The organism is Thalassospira sp. HJ (assembly GCF_000948415.1).
GTDB lineage: Bacteria > Pseudomonadota > Alphaproteobacteria > Rhodospirillales > Thalassospiraceae > Thalassospira.
This window is the reverse complement of sequence record NZ_JYII01000012.1, coordinates 252,515-270,416: the sequence shown is the minus strand read 5'-3', so window position 1 is coordinate 270,416 and position 17,902 is coordinate 252,515. Positions and strand designations below refer to the sequence as shown.

Genomic DNA, 17,902 nt, shown 5'->3' with positions numbered 1-17,902 from the left:
AATGGTCACATTCACAGTAAAAGTCACCCGACCCGCATCAAACAAGCTTCTGAAGGCTGTGAATATCGACGTTGCGGGAACAACAAATGCTCAGAAGACACCATCGTTCGGAGACGATGACACATCACTTTCCGAAGACTTTCAACTTGAAGCGGGTGATAACTACACGATTACCGTTAAAGGTCCGGGATATCTGAAGGAAACCGTTCCCAATGTTACTGTTTCAAACGGTGGTGAAAAGACAGTTGCTCTCAAATCGGTATGGTTCTCGCTGCATACGGATCGGGATCGGGATGGCAAAATCGAAAATGGTGATGAGACACCTGCAGCGATAAACGGCCTGTCGCCAGCGGCCATCACCTTTGGTGTTGACGGCGTTGGCGCGATCATTCCTGTGAACTGCAACCGTGACGGTAACAATACCGCAATTGCCTACAGCGATTGCCAGGATAACAAGATCAATTCCGACGAAGACCTGTTAACCGGGCTATCGCGCATGAAGATCATCAGGCATTCCGCAGGTGACGCTGCGGATGTCGATGCAAACTGGGTTATCAAGCTTTCAGTTGAGCCAACAGGTCTGGAGAACCCAGCAGAACAACATGTTCGCATTTTCTCAAAAGCTGGGACAGATGCGATGGAGCTTATCAGCCCCCAGAAAGGCAAAACAGCCACGTTGAATGCAGCCGACATCAGACCAACCCTTGTGTTGCCGCTTGAGATGATCCGCTTTGCCGGCGAGGATTTTGAGTCTGGCACCGTCAAAATAACACTCAGTGTCATCCAACCCGAATACTCGGGACCAGACACCCCGAGCTATACCTTCACCGAACAGGTCGTTGCGGCAAGGTGGATCGCAAATCATCACTTGCACCAAGTGACAAAGCTTCTGGTCACCAGTGACAGTTTCAACGGTAAATTTATCACGGCCCTCGAAACAGACGTTGCCAAGGAGCCATCCGGCCCAACAGATCTACGCTACGGCATTTTGAAATCTGCACAAGAACAGGTTCTGATCCCGTATCTTGACACTGACAAATGGTCTTTTATGAAACCTTCGGCCGATGTCATGACCCCCGATCAATGGATGCGTGACACAATCTTTTCGGGTTACAGCAGTTGGCCCGGAACGGCAGGTAACCATAAAACCCAGACAACATTCATCAAAATGCATCGGCAGCGAGAACTACAGAACTGGGTTTTCGGTAACCTTATGAGCAAAGATCATGCGGTTTACTACCCGGCAGCGGGGAGTGGCGATGCTGTAAACTCTGCCAATTCGGGCGGAAACTTTGAAGTAACTCCCCCGGTCAAGAAAACCCTTGGGAACACCTATCCGCTCGGGCGAGTATATTACGGCCATAGTGCAAAAAACCGACTTGGCGCGAACAGCACTTTAAGGAAAAGCCGACATAAAATTGATGAAAGCACCCGATCTTTTATCGAGGCACAAACACTTCAGTCACCAATTGAACTTGATACCGACTGGCTTGCCGTTGGCCATGTTGATGAAATGATGACCTTCCTGCCTTACCCGGGCGGTGGTGAGAACAAAAAGTGGAAACTTTTGGTCGCAAGTCCGAAGAAGGCTTATGACCTGATGACTGACAAAAGAGCTGACAACGTTGTTTTTGGCGGAGCAAAAGTTTTACGACGCCCGAAATGGGACACCGATCACTTTAATTATACGACCCTCAAGCTACACAATACCGTGGTTAGCTGCACCATCAACGATTTACTCGGGAATGGGCATGCGCCGCTCCGGGCACCGAACGGTTATACATATACCTATGATAGCCTTAAAGACTGGAATGTTGGCGGGGTGGAAAAGGCAATTGGCGACAATATCGATATCCTGAAAAGCGAATTTGACTTGGAAGACGACGATATCGTTCGAGTGCCGGTAATATTCTATCCAAGCGATCACGTTAGTGGTGGCCACGCATATGTACTTCCGAGCACCGACAAAATCGACAACACCAAAAGCCGACAGAACGGTTTCAACATCTTCCCTGGCCGCGGTGAGGGATTTAAATGCGGCGCTTTGACCGCCGATATGCCCAACATGTTTGTCGGCAACACCCAGCTTTATATTCCCAAGCCGTATGGCCCGTGGATCGACACTGGCGATGAAGGCACAAGCTTTGATCTTTTTGAAAAGTACCTGAAAGACGAAATTGCCAAGTTCAACGGTGCGCTGAACTGCAATTTCATTGATGACTGGGATCATTATCATGCATGCGAAGGGGAAATTCATTGTGGCACGAACGAAATCCGGCAACCGTCGCAAACGGATGAAAAGTGGTGGGCCATTTGATTGCAGCCAAACTGCATCAATATTCCATTCTCAGGAGTACGCAAAATGAGCGCACAACAGGACTATCAATCCGCACTCAGCAAGATTTCAGATCGCGAAAAGGCGGCAGCAGGTCGGGTTTCCGGTCGACCCAACGCTGGAAGCATGGCCGCTATTTTCGCATCATATGGCAACAGTATTGCAGCACCGATGACTGAAGACCTCCAATCTGGCACATGGAAAATCATGCCTGACTGGAAGTTGTCAGCCATGATTGATTATCTATCTGGCTATGGCACTTCTGCGGCTATCCCGGTCCTTCGCGAAATCGAAAAGGAGTATCCCGTGAGCGATATCCAAACAGAGGCAAAAGAGGTCGCGGACCATCTAGCAACACTTGAAGTTGCTGTCTCCGAAGCGCGCAAACTGGATTTTGTCCAGACCGCACTTTCGTCCGGTGATGCAAATGCGATGGCAAAGGCCGGGTTGCTTGCTCTTTCGCAGATTGATCCCGACTGGGACAACCGCGCATCGGAAATTCAGACCGCTCTTTCAAAGCTTGCACGCGATTGTTTCCCCGCCGTCAACGAAATTGCGTCAGGGAAAGTCACGCCCGATGAACTCGTAAAGGCGCTGATTGAAATCCTGTTTGAGGACAAGGATCACTTGGGAACATCAATCACAAAAGACTGAGAACGAAACAAAAGCAATCAGCTTTCGGCCTTTTTCTCCCACGCACCTTGCGGGGTTTGTTGCCAGTAGGACAGTTTGTGTCCGGCGTCTTTCCAGTCTTTCCAGCGGGTGCGGGCTTCTGCCACCGCATCGTAATCGCGATCATCAAACAGCATGATGACCCGTTCATAATCGCCGACCTTGTCGCTCATGGCGCGGTCGGTCAGGAACAGGAACTGGGCACCATTGGGATTTTCGTCATCCGTCGTCAGCCAGACCGGCTGCATTTCGGCATCGCCATCGGACTTGGAGCCATGGGGCAACCAGCTTGCCGGGTCAAAGGTCCAAAGCAAGGTGTTGATGGCTTCCACCCGTTCTTCCACACCGGTCATCACCACGGCACGCTTTTCGCGCTCCAGCGTTTTGGAGAGCAGCGTGGGCAAGGCCCGTTCCAGCGGCATGCTGGTGAGATGGTAAAACCAGATATCAGCCATAAGGCGGTTTTATCCCGAACATGAAAACGGGGCAAGGTGATCAACACCCTGCCCCGTATATTTCAACGCTATCATGCCCACTATGCCAACGCGGATTCCCGCCTTCGCGGGAATGACGGCATTTGGGCATAGCGGTTAGCTTTCGCAGTTATCGGCAACAAAGCGATCAAGCAGACGCACGCCAAAGCCGGTGCCGCCCTTCGGCACGACTTCCTTGTCCGCGGTTGACCAGGCCATGGCGGCGATATCAAGATGCGCCCACGGGCGATCCTTGGTGATAAAGCGCTTGAGGAACTGGGCTGCGGTGATCGAACCGGCCGGACGGCCGCCAACGTTCTTCATGTCGGCAATGTCGGATTTAAGCTGCTTGTCATAGGCGGGTGACAGCGGCAGACGCCAGACGCCCTCATCGACCGAAAGACCGGCTGTGGTGATCTGGGTTGCCAGATCATCATTATTGGAAAACAGACCGGCATTTTCATGACCGAGTGCTATGATGACGGCACCGGTGAGGGTTGCCAGATCAACAATCAGACGCGGATCGTATTTTTCCTGCACATAGGTCAGCGCATCACAGAGAACCAGACGGCCTTCGGCGTCGGTATTGATGACTTCGATCGTCTGACCGGACATGGAGGTCACAACATCGCCCGGGCGCTGCGCGCTTGAGGACGGCATGTTTTCAACAAGGCCCAGAACCGCAACCACATTGCATTTCGCCTTACGACCAGCCAATGCCTTCATCAGGCCCGACACCACACCGGCCCCGCCCATATCCCACTTCATGTCTTCCATGCCAGCAGCGGGTTTGAGCGAGATACCACCGGTATCAAAGGTCACGCCCTTACCAACGAAAGCAACCGGGGCGTCCTTTTTCTTGCCACCGTTCCAGCGCATGACGACCATGGCCGGTTTACGGGCCGAACCCATGGCAACACCCAGAAGTGCGCCCATGCCGAGCTTCTTCATTTCCTTTTCATCAAGGATGTCGATCTCGACACCGAGCTTTTCCAATGCCTTGACTTCCTTGGCGAAGCTTTCCGGATAGAGAACGTTGGCCGGTTCGGACACCAGATCGCGGGTGAAGAACACGCCTTCGACGACCTTTTTGGCGGTATCGAATTGTTTCTTGGCGTCCTTGTAATCGCGGGCGGCGATATCAAAGGCCTTCAATACCGGTTTGTCTTCCTTGGTCTCGGTGGTGCGGTATTTATCGAAACGATAATCGCGCAGCATGGCACCGGTTGCGAAATCAGACGCGAGGTTTTCCATATCAAAGAGAACGGAAAGCTCCTTCTCGCCGGTCGAGATGGCGCGTGCGGTGACAGAACCACCAAGTTTCTGCGCAGCAATCACGTCAAATTCGGCTTCCTTGCCGATCCCGAAAATGATCACGCGCGACAGATCAACATTGGCGGGCGCCAGGATCTGCAGGCTTTGGCCCGATTTACCCTTGAAGGTCGACGCCTTGATCGCCTTGGTGATCGCACCACCGGTTGCCTCATCAAGTGCGACCGCACTTGGCATCAGATCGGCACCTTCGGTCGCAAAGGCGATAACGGCACCGCTTTTCGGAATGGCGAGATCGGAAAACGTGATCTTCATGGTGAACAGGACTCCTGTCATGTTTCGGGGCGCGCGGCCCTTATCAAGCAACCGCGCATCAAAATGCTGCCCCTAATCTAGCGTGAATAACGCGGTTGAAAAGGCTTATCGTGGAAAAAGCTGCTGCTTTCGGCGACTAAGGCCATACGTTAGCTATTTATTCTGAAAACTGCATGTCGAACACCAAGGCGCCTAGCTAGACTTTTCAGGTTCCCATCTAATTCTGTTTCAGTGATTAGCAGCACTTTGACACTGTGGTTTGATCGGGGGTCTTGAGCGCGAAGGACAGCTTCATATTTGACACATTGGAAAATACCCCTTCGCAAATCGAACCAATCTGAGTCTATCGACTTCACCTCTATACCCAAAGTTCGCGAGCTAGAAAAATACGCGACGTCCACCCTGTCTCCTGAATAGAGTTCTACCTCTGTCTCCGAACGCGCGTTCTTCATACCGGGCGCTACTTTTCTAATATTATCCTTTACCCATAACCTCAGCGCCTTGTGGTTTTCGCCTTCTCCGCCTTTTCCAAATCGACCATCTCTTTCGGTGCCTTTTGGCTTTTTCAAGCGTTCTTCAGGCCATTTTTCCTTGTAGATACCCTCATAGACTTCTTTCCAATTTTGATACTCGTAAACTTCTCCTGCAGCTTTTTGGAAAGTCTTACGCCAAAGGTGAGGGTAACGGTCAGGAGCTTTTTCCTCTCTCAATTTAGCCAAACCATACTTTTCAGCCAGATAGCTTCCCGCACCTGAACCGGGCTCGTGGGTATCTTTTTTCACGAGCAGAACATTAAGCAGTGGCAAAGATTGATCATACTCATGGAGCAGGTCCATCGCTGCTCCAGCAGGCATACCTACCATCGTGGAGAAAATGGTACTGAACCCATGCTCTGCCTCCAGGCGTCTTTTGACCTCTCCATAAGTCAAATCTCTGCCGTTGATAGCTGCATCCATTAGCCAAAGGATCAACGGTTTAACTGCATGTTCCTTTAGATTCTCAAATGTTGGTTCGATCTGCTTTTTCATTTAGCTCTCCCTTCGTCGCTCTATTCAACCATAGAGAGCAAACAACACCAATCCAAACACTTAATAATCTGTGCTTATTCTTAGTTAGTGAAACCACTTCATGACCATTTTGGGCTGTTTCAGCTCGGTTCCAAATCTTCCATTTTCACAAATTGACATTGCGCAGAGACTTGCGGACCAAAACATTACATCATAATTTTATGGTATATCGTTCGCATTATCGGAAGAAGCCCCCATGCAGCCTTTTATTCCTCGCCGTCTGGAGCCTGTTGCCTTTGCCTTTTTGCTTTCGGGCATCCAGTCCTTTCTGATTTCGGGCATCGCGACATCCATCGCGATTTCCGACTGGTCGAAGTTTTTTGAATTGTGGATGGGGGCTTATGTGTCGTCCTGGGCGATTGCATTTCCGGGTGTGCTGGTGGTGGCACCGCTGGTGCGCCGGATTTTGAAACGGATCGTTAAACCGGATAGCAGCACGCAGGCCGCCTGAGCAAGGCCAAATCAGCCAAAATCAAACAGAGAAAGCGACGGATTGGATTTGATATATTCCACCTCGTCGTTTTCGATATCGCCCGTCGAATGCCAGCCATGGCTTTCATAAAAGCCGTGCGCGCGGTTATCGGGATTGGCCCCGGTAGTGAGCGAGATGTCATTACATCCCTTGGCAAACAGCCAGTCCTCTGCCGTGCGCAGCAAGGCGGCCCCGACACCGCGTCCTTCAAATTCCGGGTCGACAAACAGCGCCCACAGGGTGGCCTCGCTCGGGATCGCAATCGCGAACCCGGCGGCGGAGCCATCGAGATCGGCAAGCCAGATGCCATAGCCCTGGGTAAGCCATTTGCCAAAGGCCGCCTTGGTGATGCCGCGTTCGGCGAGTTCCGAGGCAGAAAGATGGTTTTCGCGCACGCGGCTTCGGATGGCAAAGATTGCCCCGACATCGCCCAATCGTGCTTTGCGAATTTTCATCCCGGCCACTGTGTGTACTTTCTTGCCAACCGCGTCAAACTGGGCGGCAATGTAGCGATATGGCGCGAGAGTGCCAGTGAAATCGTCAGGCACTGGAAGAGCGTGCATTTACCACACCGTCATCCCCGCGGAGAGCCTGTGCCCGCGTAGGCGGGTACGGGGATCCATAAGGCACCACCGCGCGATGGATTCCGGGTCTGCGCTTTGCTCCGCCCGGAATGACGGCGGACGGTCAGGTGGTTTCTTTAAGCCGCACCGGCAGGCGTTTCGGGCCCCACTGGCCCGGTTGAGCCTGAAAGACACCGGCACAATGGGTGCCACAGCTTTTGCACGCCCCGTGGGCATCAAGGTTCCAGTCGGATAGCTGATACCAGTCACGGCCAATCAGGATCTCGCCACAGCCATGGCAGAAGGTGCTGCTATGGGATTTGTCATGGACGTTGCCGACATAGGCGTAGCGGATGCCGTTTTCCATGGCGATATTACGCGCGCGGACCAGCGTTTCGGGCGGGGTGCGCGGGGTATCCATCATTTTCCAGTCGGGGTGGAAGGCCGAGAAATGCATCGGCACATCGGGACCAAGTTCATCATGGACCCATGACGTCATTTCATGGAACTCGGCGTCGCCATCATTTTCGCCCGGGATCACAAGGTTGGTCAACTCCACCCACACGCCGGTTTCATCGCGGAGATATTTGAGCGTCTCCAGAACGTCACCCAGATGGGCCGAGCACAGCTGATGATAAAAGCGATCCGTAAAGCCCTTGAGATCGACATTGGCGGCATCCATGTGGCGGAAGAATTCCACGCGCGCCTCATCACCAATATAACCCGCCGTGACCGCGGCCGTGCGCAAACCCATTTCACGGCAGGCAATGGCAACATCGACGGCATATTCGAGAAATATCACCGGATCATTATAGGTAAAGGCGACGGACGAGCAGCCATAGGCCTTGGCGGTTTTGGCGATCATTTCAGGTGTGGCGAGCGAGGAAAGCTTATCCATCTCGCGCGCCTTGGAGATTTCGTAATTCTGGCAGAACTTGCAGGTCAGGTTACAGCCCGCTGTGCCAAAGGACAGGATCGGGGTGCCGGGCAGAAAGTGATTGAGCGGCTTCTTTTCGATCGGATCAATACAAAAGCCCGAGGATCGGCCCCACGTCGTCAGCACCATCTGATCGCCTTGGCGGGCCCGAACAAAACACAAGCCCCGCTGCCCGTCGTTTAGCTTGCAAAAGCGCGGGCAGACATCGCACTGAATACGGCCATCATCGAGATGGTGCCAGTAGCGGGCGGAGACGGTGTCAGTGTTGATTGCGGGATCGGTCATCAGCTTTTTCCAAATGCAAAGCTTCCTCTTTGAAAATCTAGTCCTGATCGCTATCTTTTTAAAGGTAGGGTCACAACGGACTTATTTGATGGAATGGTCAATCAGATTTGCTCGAATACGCGAAGTAAGATTGCAGGAAGATCAGTATCTTTCAAAATCTTACGACAAAGTAGGTCGTGCCAATCTGATTGATCCTACGGACAGGCTCTGTCTTGGCCAAATCCAGCGTCAATCCCCTCAGTCGGGATACCAGCCCGAACTTCGGAGATTTCCTAGTATTTCACCAAGACAGAGCCTGCCATTCCGATCAAATAAGTCCGTTGCGACCCTTATCATGCGATTGGAGCGCCAATGACCATCATCCGCCCGCCTGCTGTTGCCGGGACGTTTTATCCGGCCGATGCCGATCTGCTGCGTAGCGAGATTGACGGGCTGATTGATGCCGCCTTGCATTCCGGGATCGCGCAGCAGGAAACAGCCACGCCCAAGGCGATCATTGTGCCGCATGCGGGATTGATGTTTTCGGGCAGTCTGGCAGCCCTTGGTTTTGCCACGGTGCGCGCACTCAAGGACACCATCAAACGCATCGTGATCATTGGCCCGGCGCACCGCATGGCGTTTCAGGGGATTGCGCTGGCGCGGGCTGATCAGTTTGCCACACCGCTTGGCAATATGCGCTGTGACCTGCCAGCACTGCAAAAGGCGTTGGCGTTGCCGCATGTTCAGATGTTGGATGAGGCGCACACGCTTGAGCACGGGCTTGAGATCGAATTGCCGTTTATCCAGCGCCTGTTTGGCGAGGGTGCTGATATCGGCATTGTGCCGCTTCTGGTCAGCCGGTGCAGCCCGCGGCAGGTGCATGAGGTGATCGAGAAGCTTTGGGGCGGGCCGGAAACCCTGATCGTGATTTCATCGGATCTGTCGCATTTCCATGATTATGACACCGCGCAACAAATGGATAACCGCACGCGGACGATGATCGAGAATTTCGATACCGAGAACATCGATAGCAGCGATGCCTGTGGCGCGTTGCCCGTCGCCGGGATGCTGATCGCGGCGCGCAATCGCGGGATGCGGATCAAGACGCTTGGCATGCGCAATTCCGGCGATGTGACGGGGGATAAATCGCGCGTTGTCGGCTATGGCGCCTGGGCGCTTTATGACGGAAAGGCATCGGGGATGCACGATGACGAGGACGGCGAGGACGGCTTCGCCAAGGCGACCGAACATCTGATCAAGACGCACGGGGCAGAGATGCTGGGCCTCTGTCGGCAATCGATCCTGCATGGACTTGAGACCGGGGCGCCGCTTTCGGTTTCGCCAAATGAATTTGGCCCGGCACTTTCCGCACCCGGCGCGTGTTTTGTCACGCTCAAGAAAGCCGGGCAGTTGCGCGGCTGTATCGGGTCGATCATGGCGCATGTGCCGCTTGCGAGTGACCTGTGCGAGAATGCCTTCAAAGCGGCGTTTCGCGATCCGCGCTTTGCCGGACTTTCGCCGGGTGAGATCAATGATGATCTGGAGCTTTCGATATCGGTGCTGTCGCCACCCCATCCGTTTGCCTTTGCCGATGAGGCGGATTTTGTTGCCAGACTGACGCCGTTTGAGGACGGGATTATTCTTTCTGATGGTAACCGGCGGGGCTTGTTCCTGCCGCAGGTTTGGGATCAATTGCCCGATCCGAAAGATTTCCTTGCGCACCTTAAGCGCAAGGCGGGGCTTGCGATGGATCACTGGTCGCCCAATATGCGCGCAGAGCGGTTTATTACGCGCGGGATATCCTCACGCGATGTTTCGCCGCACGGTTTCTGGGACCAGCAAGGTTAAAGGTTATGGCAAACGAGACACAAGGCGACACACGCTACGCCGATTTCATCCGCGAGGTTGCGGAATGGGAAGGTGTCTGGGCGCTGTATCATAATGGCTGGTTGCTGCAAACGACCGAGACGGGCCAGAAATACTGCCCGATCTTTGCCATGCGCGATGAAGCCAAAAGCTTTGAGGCCAGCATTCAAAGCGACCATGTGCCGACCGCGATCACGCTGGTTGAGTTGATGGAAAGCCTGATGGTGCAATGGCGGGCCGAAGACATCATGGCGGGCATCTGCCCGACCCCGGCCAAGCCCGCGATTGTGGTCAGCCTTGATCAGGTGAGTTCAGATCTTATGGCAGCACTCAAGGACGTTATGGCCGAGCGGCTTGGCAAGCAAAGCTGAGAAGACGCGCTGTTTCCAATGCCGATTACAATGACGGGCTGGACCTTGCGGGCAAAATTCCCTATTCCCGTGGGATAGTTCAATCTCCCTGATAAACGAGAGTGCCATGACCGTTGCCCTGCCCGCTGATGCCGATGCCCTTGAAAACGGCCTGATTGAAATCGCCCGCAAGGCCGGGGCCGCGATGATGGCAATCTATCAGACCGATTTCGAAGTGCGTTCCAAGGATGACGCAAGCCCGGTGACAGAGGCCGATGAAGCGGCAGAGGCCGTGATCCTGCCGGGGCTTCGCGCACTCACCCCCGATGTTAAAATCGTGTCCGAGGAAAGTGCCGCCAAGGGCGATGTGCCCGATGTGAATGGCGACACCGATTTCTTCTGGCTGGTCGATCCGCTGGATGGCACCAAGGAATTCATCAAGCGCAATGGCGAATTCACCGTCAATGTCGCCCTGATCGCCAAAGGGAAACCGGTTCTGGGCGTGGTTTATGCCCCGGCCATCGACAAACTTTATTACGGTGGGCCGGATGGTGCCAAGCTGATCGAAGGCGATCTGGAACCGAAAACCACCGCCATTTCGGTGCGTGAAATGCCTGAAGACGGCGTTGTCGTGGTCGGATCACGCTCGCACGGCGATCCGGAAGCGATGAAAGCGTTTCTGGGTGATCTTGCAGTCAAGGAACTGCGCCCGGCGGGAAGCTCGCTCAAGCTTTGTCTGGTGGCTGCGGGTGAAGCCGACCTTTATCCGCGTCTTGGCCCGACCATGGAATGGGATATCGGGGCGGGTCATGCGGTGCTGCTTGCCGCCGGTGGCGTGGTTGAAAATATGGACGGATCAGGATTCGTTTACGGCAAGGCCGATTTCCGCAACCCGTTCTTCATCGCGCGCAGCCCGTCTGTGCCGGTTAAATACGAGCAGTAAACCTTCGCAAAGCGGGATCAAAAGCGAATTTCAAAGCTGCATCAGCGGCTTGCTGATCCCGCGTTGCAACACCAGCCAAACGCGCATTTTTCGGGAAATTTTGAAACTGCCCCACGCCGCAGTTTTCTTGACTTTCAGCATGTTTTGCGCTATCAATTCCTTATCGCCACACAGAGTGTAGGTGACGTAAATAGCCGCCGGAATCACGGCGACGCGGTCCAGTTTCACCACCGCGGGGCGAAGCCGGGCTAGAGCGTAAAATGGAGCCGCCATTTTCATGGCGGCTCTGCGCTGTTCGGGGCATATCCGCGCCATTACTAATTCTTGTCAGAACATCACAATTTGCATGAAATACAGTGCGAAAGCCGTTACGGTTGCATGATCCAATTCGCACAAATCCTATAATAGAAGTCCGGTCTTTCATGCCCCGTGATCAAGTATCCCCGAATAACGACCTCGTCCTCGACGTCCTCGACTATTGGCACAAGATCGAATTTTTTATTCCATTCGATCTTAAGTCGAGAATTGAATCTGCATTAAATCAAGACAAACCAGCACGACGGCTTGATATCGGGCACGGTGCAACCTCACTGGCTAATTTGAGAACAACGGAGTTGCCTGCCGAGAAAGAAGTTGGTGGATATACATTATTTGTCGGTGTTTTCGACAAGGGCTCAGTCACATCTTTGTGCGATCAGATCGTTCCCACGGAAGGCACGGAAGTCATTAAGACCGATGACGATGAACGTGCAGACCTAGAAGGGGAAACTTGTTTTGCCCAAATCAGCCTATCTGCTGAAGGAGAACCAAGTTTTGAAAGCATGTCTGTTTCGACCCTGCCTTGGGCTCTGGGGAAAGCACAAAAGTACGGCTTAAACTTCCTCTCAATGAGTAATTTTGAAGCCGACTGGAACAACCTAGAAAGGCAGATTTATAATTTCCAGTCCAAACGCGAAGAGTCTTTTCGAAAGCGTAAGGAAGAAGATGAGAACCTTAAGTTCAACAGCCTTGAGTTTCCCGAAATCGTCGAACTTTGCAAGCTTTTAGCCGATTGGGCGGATTTTTCTCCCCTCAAAGAAAACGACATTGCCTTTGTCGAAATGTGGATCAAGGAAAAGAGGGCTAAGAGTTCCGGTTCCGAACCAAACGACACAGCGCCGGCAAAAGATGAAACCGACATTAATGACGATGAAGAGGATGCAGAAGAAGAAACAGAACAAACAACCGAAATTGGTATTTTAAACAGCTTCTTCATCAAAGACATCGAACGCGCAGCATCCGACATTCGCATCAATTCTGACGAAGGAACCAACCTTCACAAATACATATCTGCAGAAGAAGGAGACGGAAGAACCGACCTGTTTACCGTGAAAGGCCAAAAAGAAATCATCAATCAACTTTCCCCATCACGCACAGTTCAAGGACGGTGGTTTGACGAACCTCATCATATGATGAGCCTGATGCAGCAATTTTCGATTAATAGCGCTTTCACCGAGCTGCAAAACAACGGCATATTTTCGGTGAATGGACCTCCAGGTACCGGCAAAACCACTTTGTTGCGTGAAATGTTTGCTGAGAACATTGTCCGCCGGGGTGAAGTTCTTTCAACTTTGAAAACGGCCCGAGACGCTTTTGAATCTCACGCGACATCAATTCCCGTGCCAGAATGCGTTCGCAAGAAACACCGTCTATCGACCAAGAAATACCGGCCACTGAAGAGTGAACTTACCGGTTTTGAGATGGTCGTTGTTTCTGCCAACAATGCAGCTGTAGAAAACATTTCGCGAGAACTTCCCCAATCAGGTGCAATTGGTGAGTTCTGGAAACAAGGAAAAGCTCCGGAGTATCTAAAACCCATTGCTTATAACGTTGCTGCAAAGATTGGTGACAGCAAGTTCCGGCAACTTCCTGAAAAAGAGATCCCATGGGGTTTGTTTTCGTGCGTGCTGGGAAGAGCAAAGAACAGAAATACATTCAAAAGCAACTTTCTGTTCTCAGCAAAAGACGTTAATCCCAGACACAAGCCGCAAACCACTGCACAGGGGCTTTGGGAGTGGCTAAGAAACTACTCTGGTCCCTCATTTACAGATGCGCGCGAACTTTTCAGAAGCAAGAAGGTAACCGTTGACGCTCTCAGAGAAGATCTGTCCAAATACGAAAACTTGATTAATCGTTACGGCAGAACCTCATTGGAAGCCTTCCTGTCCGAGGCACAAGAAAAGTGCGACAGCGCCGAAAGAGCGTTTAGGTTGCGTGTCCGTGACAAAGAAGCTGCAGAACAGTCTCTGGAACCGCTTGAAGCGAAACTTCAATCCTTGAGAGAACAAGAACGATTACTTGACCGGGAGTCTCCCGCCTGGTGGGAAAAACTCTTTGTAACAGCAGCTGCGCGTCGGCATAAAATTGACGTCAGACACAATGCCAACGAGCAGCGCTCAACCTCAAATGACGTTGCGCGCATCAACGAAGAACTACGCTCTGTTCATCTTCCTGCCGTTAAAAAAGCGACCGATCACCTAGAACACGCAAAGCACGCGCTTAATCAATGTACTCAGGAATGGGAAGAGGCCCAAGCAGCATTAGCACGCTATCGCACGAAATATCCTGATGTTAAAGTTCCTGCATCAATCTCAGACATAGAGCAGGATACGTTTCAGATATCAGGGCTTTGGCATACACAAGAACTTGCCAAAGCACGGTCGGAGCTATTCCAAGTTTCTTTGGTTCTTCATGAGGCCTGGTTAGCGGAAGCGGCAGGTACGCCAGACAACAAAGGCCCTATGCGCGCCCACATCCATCTGATTGGCGCAATGCTGAGCTCGCCCAGCGCAGTAACAAGGCCAAATGATGCTTCGGCATTATGGCAGAGCTTCTTTTTGATGGTTCCCGTTGTCTCCACCACTTTTGCATCGTTCGGAAATCAGTTTTCCGCGCTGGGGCGCGACACCCTTGGCTGGGTCTTTATTGACGAAGCCGGGCAAGCCCCACCACAGGCATCTGTCGGGGCATTTTGGCGTGGCAAGCGCGTTATTGCTGTTGGAGATCCACGCCAAATTGAACCGGTATTCACTGTTCCAACAACATTGATTGAGGCGCTTTCAGAGCAATCGCCGAATACAGAAGGTGGAGCCTTTGCGCCGAACCGAACCTCGGTTCAGGAATTGTCAGATAAGGGCAATCGATTTGGTGCCTATGTCGACAATGGCATGGGAGATGACATATGGATTGGCAGCCCTTTGAGGGTCCACCGCCGCTGTATTGACCCGATGTTTTCGGTTGCAAACAAGATTGCTTATCAAAACAACATGGTTTTCGGCCTGCCAAGTCACGAGAAGAAACAAGATATATCTATTCGCCAAGAAAGTTGCTGGATCGACATCAGAGGGAACGTGCGTGGCAAACAAACGGTCGATACACAGGTTTCGTTCGCAGCCAAACTCGTAAAGCTTCTCGCTGCCGACGGTCAACTACCCGAAGATGTCTTTATCATCACCCCCTTCAAGGAAATTCGGCGAAATCTAATCAAATCTCTTAACGAAGAAATCCGCAGCGAAAAGCGTTTCAAAAAATCGCATTTTGACAAATGGTGCAGAACATCGGTTGGAACCGTTCATACATTTCAAGGGAAAGAAGCCGCAATTGTTTTATTCATCCTTGGCGCGGATCAAGAACATGATGGATCCGCTAAATGGGCTTCTTCAAAACCGAATTTGCTGAACGTTGCCCTGACACGTGCGAAACAACGGATCTTTATCGTTGGTGACCCGAACCTTTGGGGAAAGCAAAAGCACTTCAGTACCGCCTTGATGGCCTTACCGAAGGTTCACGAAAGAGAATTCCTTGAAAGATTGCATACGCGGGAAGCATAACTTTCAGCCTTCTTCCTTGTCATGGCAGTGCATCATCGCTAGGTATTTGAGATAGATTATCTTTTCGCGGAACGTTGCATGTCGCCAGCCCTTACCATCCGTCCCTATTCCGAAGGTGCCCTTAGTCAGGCGGCAGCGAAGCTGCGCGCCGGTGAGCTGGTGGCCTTTCCGACCGAGACGGTTTACGGGCTGGGCGCGGATGCGACCAATGCCGATGCGGTGGCGGGGATTTATGCTGCCAAGCAACGCCCGAGCTTTAATCCGCTGATCAGCCATTTCCCGGATCGCGATGCCGCCGCCAAGCATGCCGAGTTTGATGCGCGGGCCGATAAACTGGCTGCCGCGTTTTGGCCGGGTGCGCTGACACTGGTGCTACCGCGCAAGGCTGAAAGTGATGTTTGTGATCTGGTGACCGCAGGGCTTCCCAGCATTGCGGTTCGCGTTCCGGCCCATCCGATGGCGCGCGAGTTGTTGCGTGCGGTGGGTCGCCCGGTTGCGGCCCCGTCTGCCAACCGGTCTGGCAAGATCAGCCCGACCACAGCCGGTCACGTTGCGCGATCACTTGGCGATGCGGTTGGCATGATCCTCGATGGTGGGCCGTGTGGGGTCGGGCTTGAAAGTACGGTGATTGATCTGACCACGGATCGGGTGGTGATGCTCCGCCCCGGCGGGGTGACGGCCGATCAGGTTTCAGAGTTGCTCGGCACCGATGTTGTCATGGCCGAAAGCGATGACACAGCCCCCAAAAGCCCCGGTATGCTCAGCAGCCATTATGCGCCGGGCCTGCCGGTGCGGCTTTCGGCCACCCGTGCCGATCCGGCCCAATATGGCAATGAAGTGCTGCTGGGCTTTGGCGATTGCACCACCAAGGGATTTGATGCCGTATTGTGGCTATCGAAATCCGGCGATGATATCGAGGCGGCCACCAACCTGTTCGCCAAGCTGCATGAAGCCGATCAAGGCCGCTTTGACGGAATTGCGATTGCGCCGATCCCGGATCAAGGGCTTGGCATTGCGATCAATGATCGCCTGAAACGGGCCGCGGCACCGCGTGCGCCGCATGACGGCAAGTAAGGGAACAACACCATGTCGTTCCTGCCAGAATCTGCACTCACTGAACTAAAAGACCTGCTGGGCCCCAAGGGGTTCAGCATGGAAAGTGACGTTCTGGCCGCCCACAACAGTGAGGCCCGTGGCAAGTTTACCGGCACATCCGAGATCGTCCTGTTTCCGGCCAGCACCGATGAAGTCGCCAAGGCGGTTGCCATCTGTGCTGCGCATGACATTGCAGTGGTGCCGCAAGGCGGCAATACCGGGCGCTGCGGCGGGGCGGTTGCCGGGGACAAACAGATCCTGATCAACCTCAAGCGCATGAACAGCGTGATCGAGATTGATGCCCGTGATTTCACCGCGACCGTGGAAGCCGGTGCGATCCTGCAAACCATTCAGGAAGCGGCAGAAGAACAGGATTTGCTGTTCCCGCTTTCGCTTGGGGCCGAGGGCACCTGTCAGATTGGTGGCAACCTTGCGACCAATGCCGGGGGATTGAACGTTATTCGCTATGGCAATGCGCGCGACCTTTGCCTTGGGCTTGAGGTCGTGTTGCCCGATGGTACGGTGTGGAACGGGCTATCAAAGCTTCGCAAAGACAATACCGGTTACGACCTGCGTGATCTGTTTATTGGTGCGGAAGGCACGCTTGGCATCATTACCAAGGCGACGCTAAAGCTTTTTGCCCAACCCAAACACATCGCCACCGCCTGGCTTGCCGTGCCCTCGCCCGAATGCGCGATTGATTTGCTGGCACTCGCGCGTCGTCATACCGGCGATGGTATTTCGGCCTTTGAGCTGATGAGCGACTTTGCCCATGATTTGTCGGTGACTTACCTTCCGGGCCTGACCCGGCCGCTTGCGACCAAAACGCCTTGGCATGTGTTGATCGAGCTGACCTCGTCCCGCCCGGATGATGATCTGCAAACGCTTCTGGTCGATCTTTTGGGTCAGGCGGTCGAGATCGGGCTGGCAACCGATGCGACCATCGCCCAGTCCGAAGCACAGCGTAAAAACCTTTGGGCGATCCGCGAAGGCATCCCGGAGGCGCAAGGCTATGAGGGCGGATCGATCAAGCATGATGTGTCAGTACCCGTATCTAGGGTGCCCGATCTTTTGAAACGCGGTATGGCGGCGGCCGAGGCGCTTATTCCCGGCATTCGCCCCTGCCCGTTTGGCCATGTCGGCGATGGCAATATCCACTTCAATTTCAGCCAGCCCGCCACTATGGACAAGCAGAGCTATCTGGCGAAATGGGAAAGCCTGAATGGGGTCATTCATGACATCGTTACCGACCTTGGCGGATCAATCAGTGCCGAACACGGCATCGGGCAGCTAAAACGTGACGAGCTGGCGCATTATGCCAGTGTCGAAAAGCTGCAGCTGCTGCACGCCATCAAAAAGGCGATTGATCCCGACAACCGGCTTAACCCCGGCAAGGTTGTCTAGCCCCA

The 17,902-nt window shown here is 53.3% G+C and carries 15 protein-coding genes; 9 read left to right on the top strand and 6 right to left on the bottom strand.

What is annotated here, in order from left to right; genetic code table 11:
- The first annotated feature begins 1 nt into the window (after nt 1).
- Together UF64_RS10135 and UF64_RS10130 are read left to right on the top strand one after the other, a co-directional pair.
- Nucleotides 2-2,317: a protein-arginine deiminase family protein gene (locus tag UF64_RS10135; protein ID WP_044828466.1), complete on the top strand. Its 2,316-nt coding sequence runs from the start codon at nt 2-4 to the stop codon at nt 2,315-2,317.
- A gap of 45 nt (nt 2,318-2,362) precedes the next feature.
- The gene (locus UF64_RS10130; RefSeq protein ID WP_235285024.1) at nt 2,363-2,989 is read left to right on the top strand and encodes a hypothetical protein; all 627 of its coding nucleotides are present in this window, start codon (nt 2,363-2,365) and stop codon (nt 2,987-2,989) included.
- Nucleotides 2,990-3,006: 17 nt separating this feature from the next.
- On the opposite strand, the gene UF64_RS10125 is transcribed toward UF64_RS10130, so the two are convergent.
- The 3 genes from UF64_RS10125 to UF64_RS10115 form a co-directional block, all read right to left on the bottom strand.
- Nucleotides 3,007-3,462: a DNA polymerase III subunit chi gene (locus UF64_RS10125; protein ID WP_044828465.1), complete on the bottom strand. Its 456-nt coding sequence runs from the start codon at nt 3,460-3,462 to the stop codon at nt 3,007-3,009.
- A gap of 135 nt (nt 3,463-3,597) precedes the next feature.
- Nucleotides 3,598-5,067, bottom strand: coding sequence for a leucyl aminopeptidase (locus tag UF64_RS10120; protein ID WP_044828948.1), 1,470 nt, complete (start codon nt 5,065-5,067; stop codon nt 3,598-3,600).
- 149 nt (nt 5,068-5,216) lie between these two features.
- Nucleotides 5,217-6,095: a hypothetical protein gene (locus UF64_RS10115; RefSeq protein WP_044828464.1), complete on the bottom strand. Its 879-nt coding sequence runs from the start codon at nt 6,093-6,095 to the stop codon at nt 5,217-5,219.
- 235 nt (nt 6,096-6,330) lie between these two features.
- Here UF64_RS10115 and UF64_RS10110 point away from each other — a divergent pair, with 235 nt between their 5' ends.
- Nucleotides 6,331-6,585, top strand: a complete 255-nt coding sequence (locus UF64_RS10110) for a DUF2798 domain-containing protein (RefSeq protein WP_044828463.1) — start codon at nt 6,331-6,333, stop codon at nt 6,583-6,585.
- An 11-nt stretch (nt 6,586-6,596) separates the two neighbouring features.
- Here the strand turns inward: UF64_RS10110 and UF64_RS10105 are convergent, their stop codons facing one another.
- Nucleotides 6,597-7,169 carry a GNAT family N-acetyltransferase gene (locus tag UF64_RS10105; protein ID WP_082049673.1) on the bottom strand — a complete coding sequence of 191 codons (573 nt, stop codon included), beginning with the start codon at nt 7,167-7,169 and terminating at the stop codon, nt 6,597-6,599.
- A gap of 124 nt (nt 7,170-7,293) precedes the next feature.
- Complete coding sequence (amrS, locus tag UF64_RS10100) at nt 7,294-8,391, bottom strand: AmmeMemoRadiSam system radical SAM enzyme (protein ID WP_044828461.1); 1,098 nt, start codon at nt 8,389-8,391, stop codon at nt 7,294-7,296.
- Between the two features lie 351 nt (nt 8,392-8,742).
- Here amrS and amrB point away from each other — a divergent pair, with 351 nt between their 5' ends.
- From amrB to cysQ, 3 genes are all read left to right on the top strand, one after another.
- Nucleotides 8,743-10,218, top strand: coding sequence for an AmmeMemoRadiSam system protein B (gene amrB / locus UF64_RS10090; RefSeq protein ID WP_044828459.1), 1,476 nt, complete (start codon nt 8,743-8,745; stop codon nt 10,216-10,218).
- A gap of 5 nt (nt 10,219-10,223) precedes the next feature.
- Nucleotides 10,224-10,607 (top strand): DUF2750 domain-containing protein, encoded by a 384-nt coding sequence (locus UF64_RS10085; RefSeq protein WP_044828458.1) that lies wholly within the window; start codon nt 10,224-10,226, stop codon nt 10,605-10,607.
- Nucleotides 10,608-10,713: 106 nt separating this feature from the next.
- On the top strand, nt 10,714-11,529 hold the full coding sequence (cysQ, locus tag UF64_RS10080) for a 3'(2'),5'-bisphosphate nucleotidase CysQ (protein ID WP_044828457.1): 816 nt from the start codon (nt 10,714-10,716) through the stop codon (nt 11,527-11,529).
- A gap of 30 nt (nt 11,530-11,559) precedes the next feature.
- Here the strand turns inward: cysQ and UF64_RS10075 are convergent, their stop codons facing one another.
- Nucleotides 11,560-11,808 (bottom strand): hypothetical protein, encoded by a 249-nt coding sequence (locus tag UF64_RS10075; RefSeq protein ID WP_152630661.1) that lies wholly within the window; start codon nt 11,806-11,808, stop codon nt 11,560-11,562.
- Between the two features lie 143 nt (nt 11,809-11,951).
- Here UF64_RS10075 and UF64_RS10070 point away from each other — a divergent pair, with 143 nt between their 5' ends.
- The 3 genes from UF64_RS10070 to UF64_RS10060 all read left to right on the top strand — a co-directional run bounded on the left by UF64_RS10070 (nt 11,952) and on the right by UF64_RS10060 (nt 17,897).
- On the top strand, nt 11,952-15,398 hold the full coding sequence (locus UF64_RS10070; RefSeq protein WP_044828455.1) for a DEAD/DEAH box helicase: 3,447 nt from the start codon (nt 11,952-11,954) through the stop codon (nt 15,396-15,398).
- 78 nt (nt 15,399-15,476) lie between these two features.
- Nucleotides 15,477-16,472 (top strand): L-threonylcarbamoyladenylate synthase, encoded by a 996-nt coding sequence (locus tag UF64_RS10065; protein WP_044828454.1) that lies wholly within the window; start codon nt 15,477-15,479, stop codon nt 16,470-16,472.
- Between the two features lie 12 nt (nt 16,473-16,484).
- A complete protein-coding gene (locus UF64_RS10060) occupies nt 16,485-17,897 on the top strand; it encodes an FAD-binding oxidoreductase (protein ID WP_052657560.1) in 1,413 nt (470 codons plus the stop codon).
- Nucleotides 17,898-17,902 lie beyond the last annotated feature (5 nt).

Coding starts and splice junctions, on each gene's coding strand:
- UF64_RS10075 (WP_152630661.1), bottom strand. CDS start 11,808: ATGAAAATGGCGGCTCCATTTTACGCTCTAGCCCGGCTTCGCCCCGCG.
- UF64_RS10135 (WP_044828466.1), top strand. CDS start 2: ATGGTCACATTCACAGTAAAAGTCACCCGACCCGCATCAAACAAGCTT.
- UF64_RS10060 (WP_052657560.1), top strand. CDS start 16,485: ATGTCGTTCCTGCCAGAATCTGCACTCACTGAACTAAAAGACCTGCTG.
- UF64_RS10085 (WP_044828458.1), top strand. CDS start 10,224: ATGGCAAACGAGACACAAGGCGACACACGCTACGCCGATTTCATCCGC.
- UF64_RS10070 (WP_044828455.1), top strand. CDS start 11,952: ATGCCCCGTGATCAAGTATCCCCGAATAACGACCTCGTCCTCGACGTC.
- amrS (WP_044828461.1), bottom strand. CDS start 8,391: ATGACCGATCCCGCAATCAACACTGACACCGTCTCCGCCCGCTACTGG.
- UF64_RS10125 (WP_044828465.1), bottom strand. CDS start 3,462: ATGGCTGATATCTGGTTTTACCATCTCACCAGCATGCCGCTGGAACGG.
- UF64_RS10065 (WP_044828454.1), top strand. CDS start 15,477: ATGTCGCCAGCCCTTACCATCCGTCCCTATTCCGAAGGTGCCCTTAGT.
- UF64_RS10110 (WP_044828463.1), top strand. CDS start 6,331: ATGCAGCCTTTTATTCCTCGCCGTCTGGAGCCTGTTGCCTTTGCCTTT.
- UF64_RS10115 (WP_044828464.1), bottom strand. CDS start 6,095: ATGAAAAAGCAGATCGAACCAACATTTGAGAATCTAAAGGAACATGCA.
- cysQ (WP_044828457.1), top strand. CDS start 10,714: ATGACCGTTGCCCTGCCCGCTGATGCCGATGCCCTTGAAAACGGCCTG.
- UF64_RS10105 (WP_082049673.1), bottom strand. CDS start 7,169: ATGCACGCTCTTCCAGTGCCTGACGATTTCACTGGCACTCTCGCGCCA.
- UF64_RS10120 (WP_044828948.1), bottom strand. CDS start 5,067: ATGAAGATCACGTTTTCCGATCTCGCCATTCCGAAAAGCGGTGCCGTT.
- UF64_RS10130 (WP_235285024.1), top strand. CDS start 2,363: ATGAGCGCACAACAGGACTATCAATCCGCACTCAGCAAGATTTCAGAT.
- amrB (WP_044828459.1), top strand. CDS start 8,743: ATGACCATCATCCGCCCGCCTGCTGTTGCCGGGACGTTTTATCCGGCC.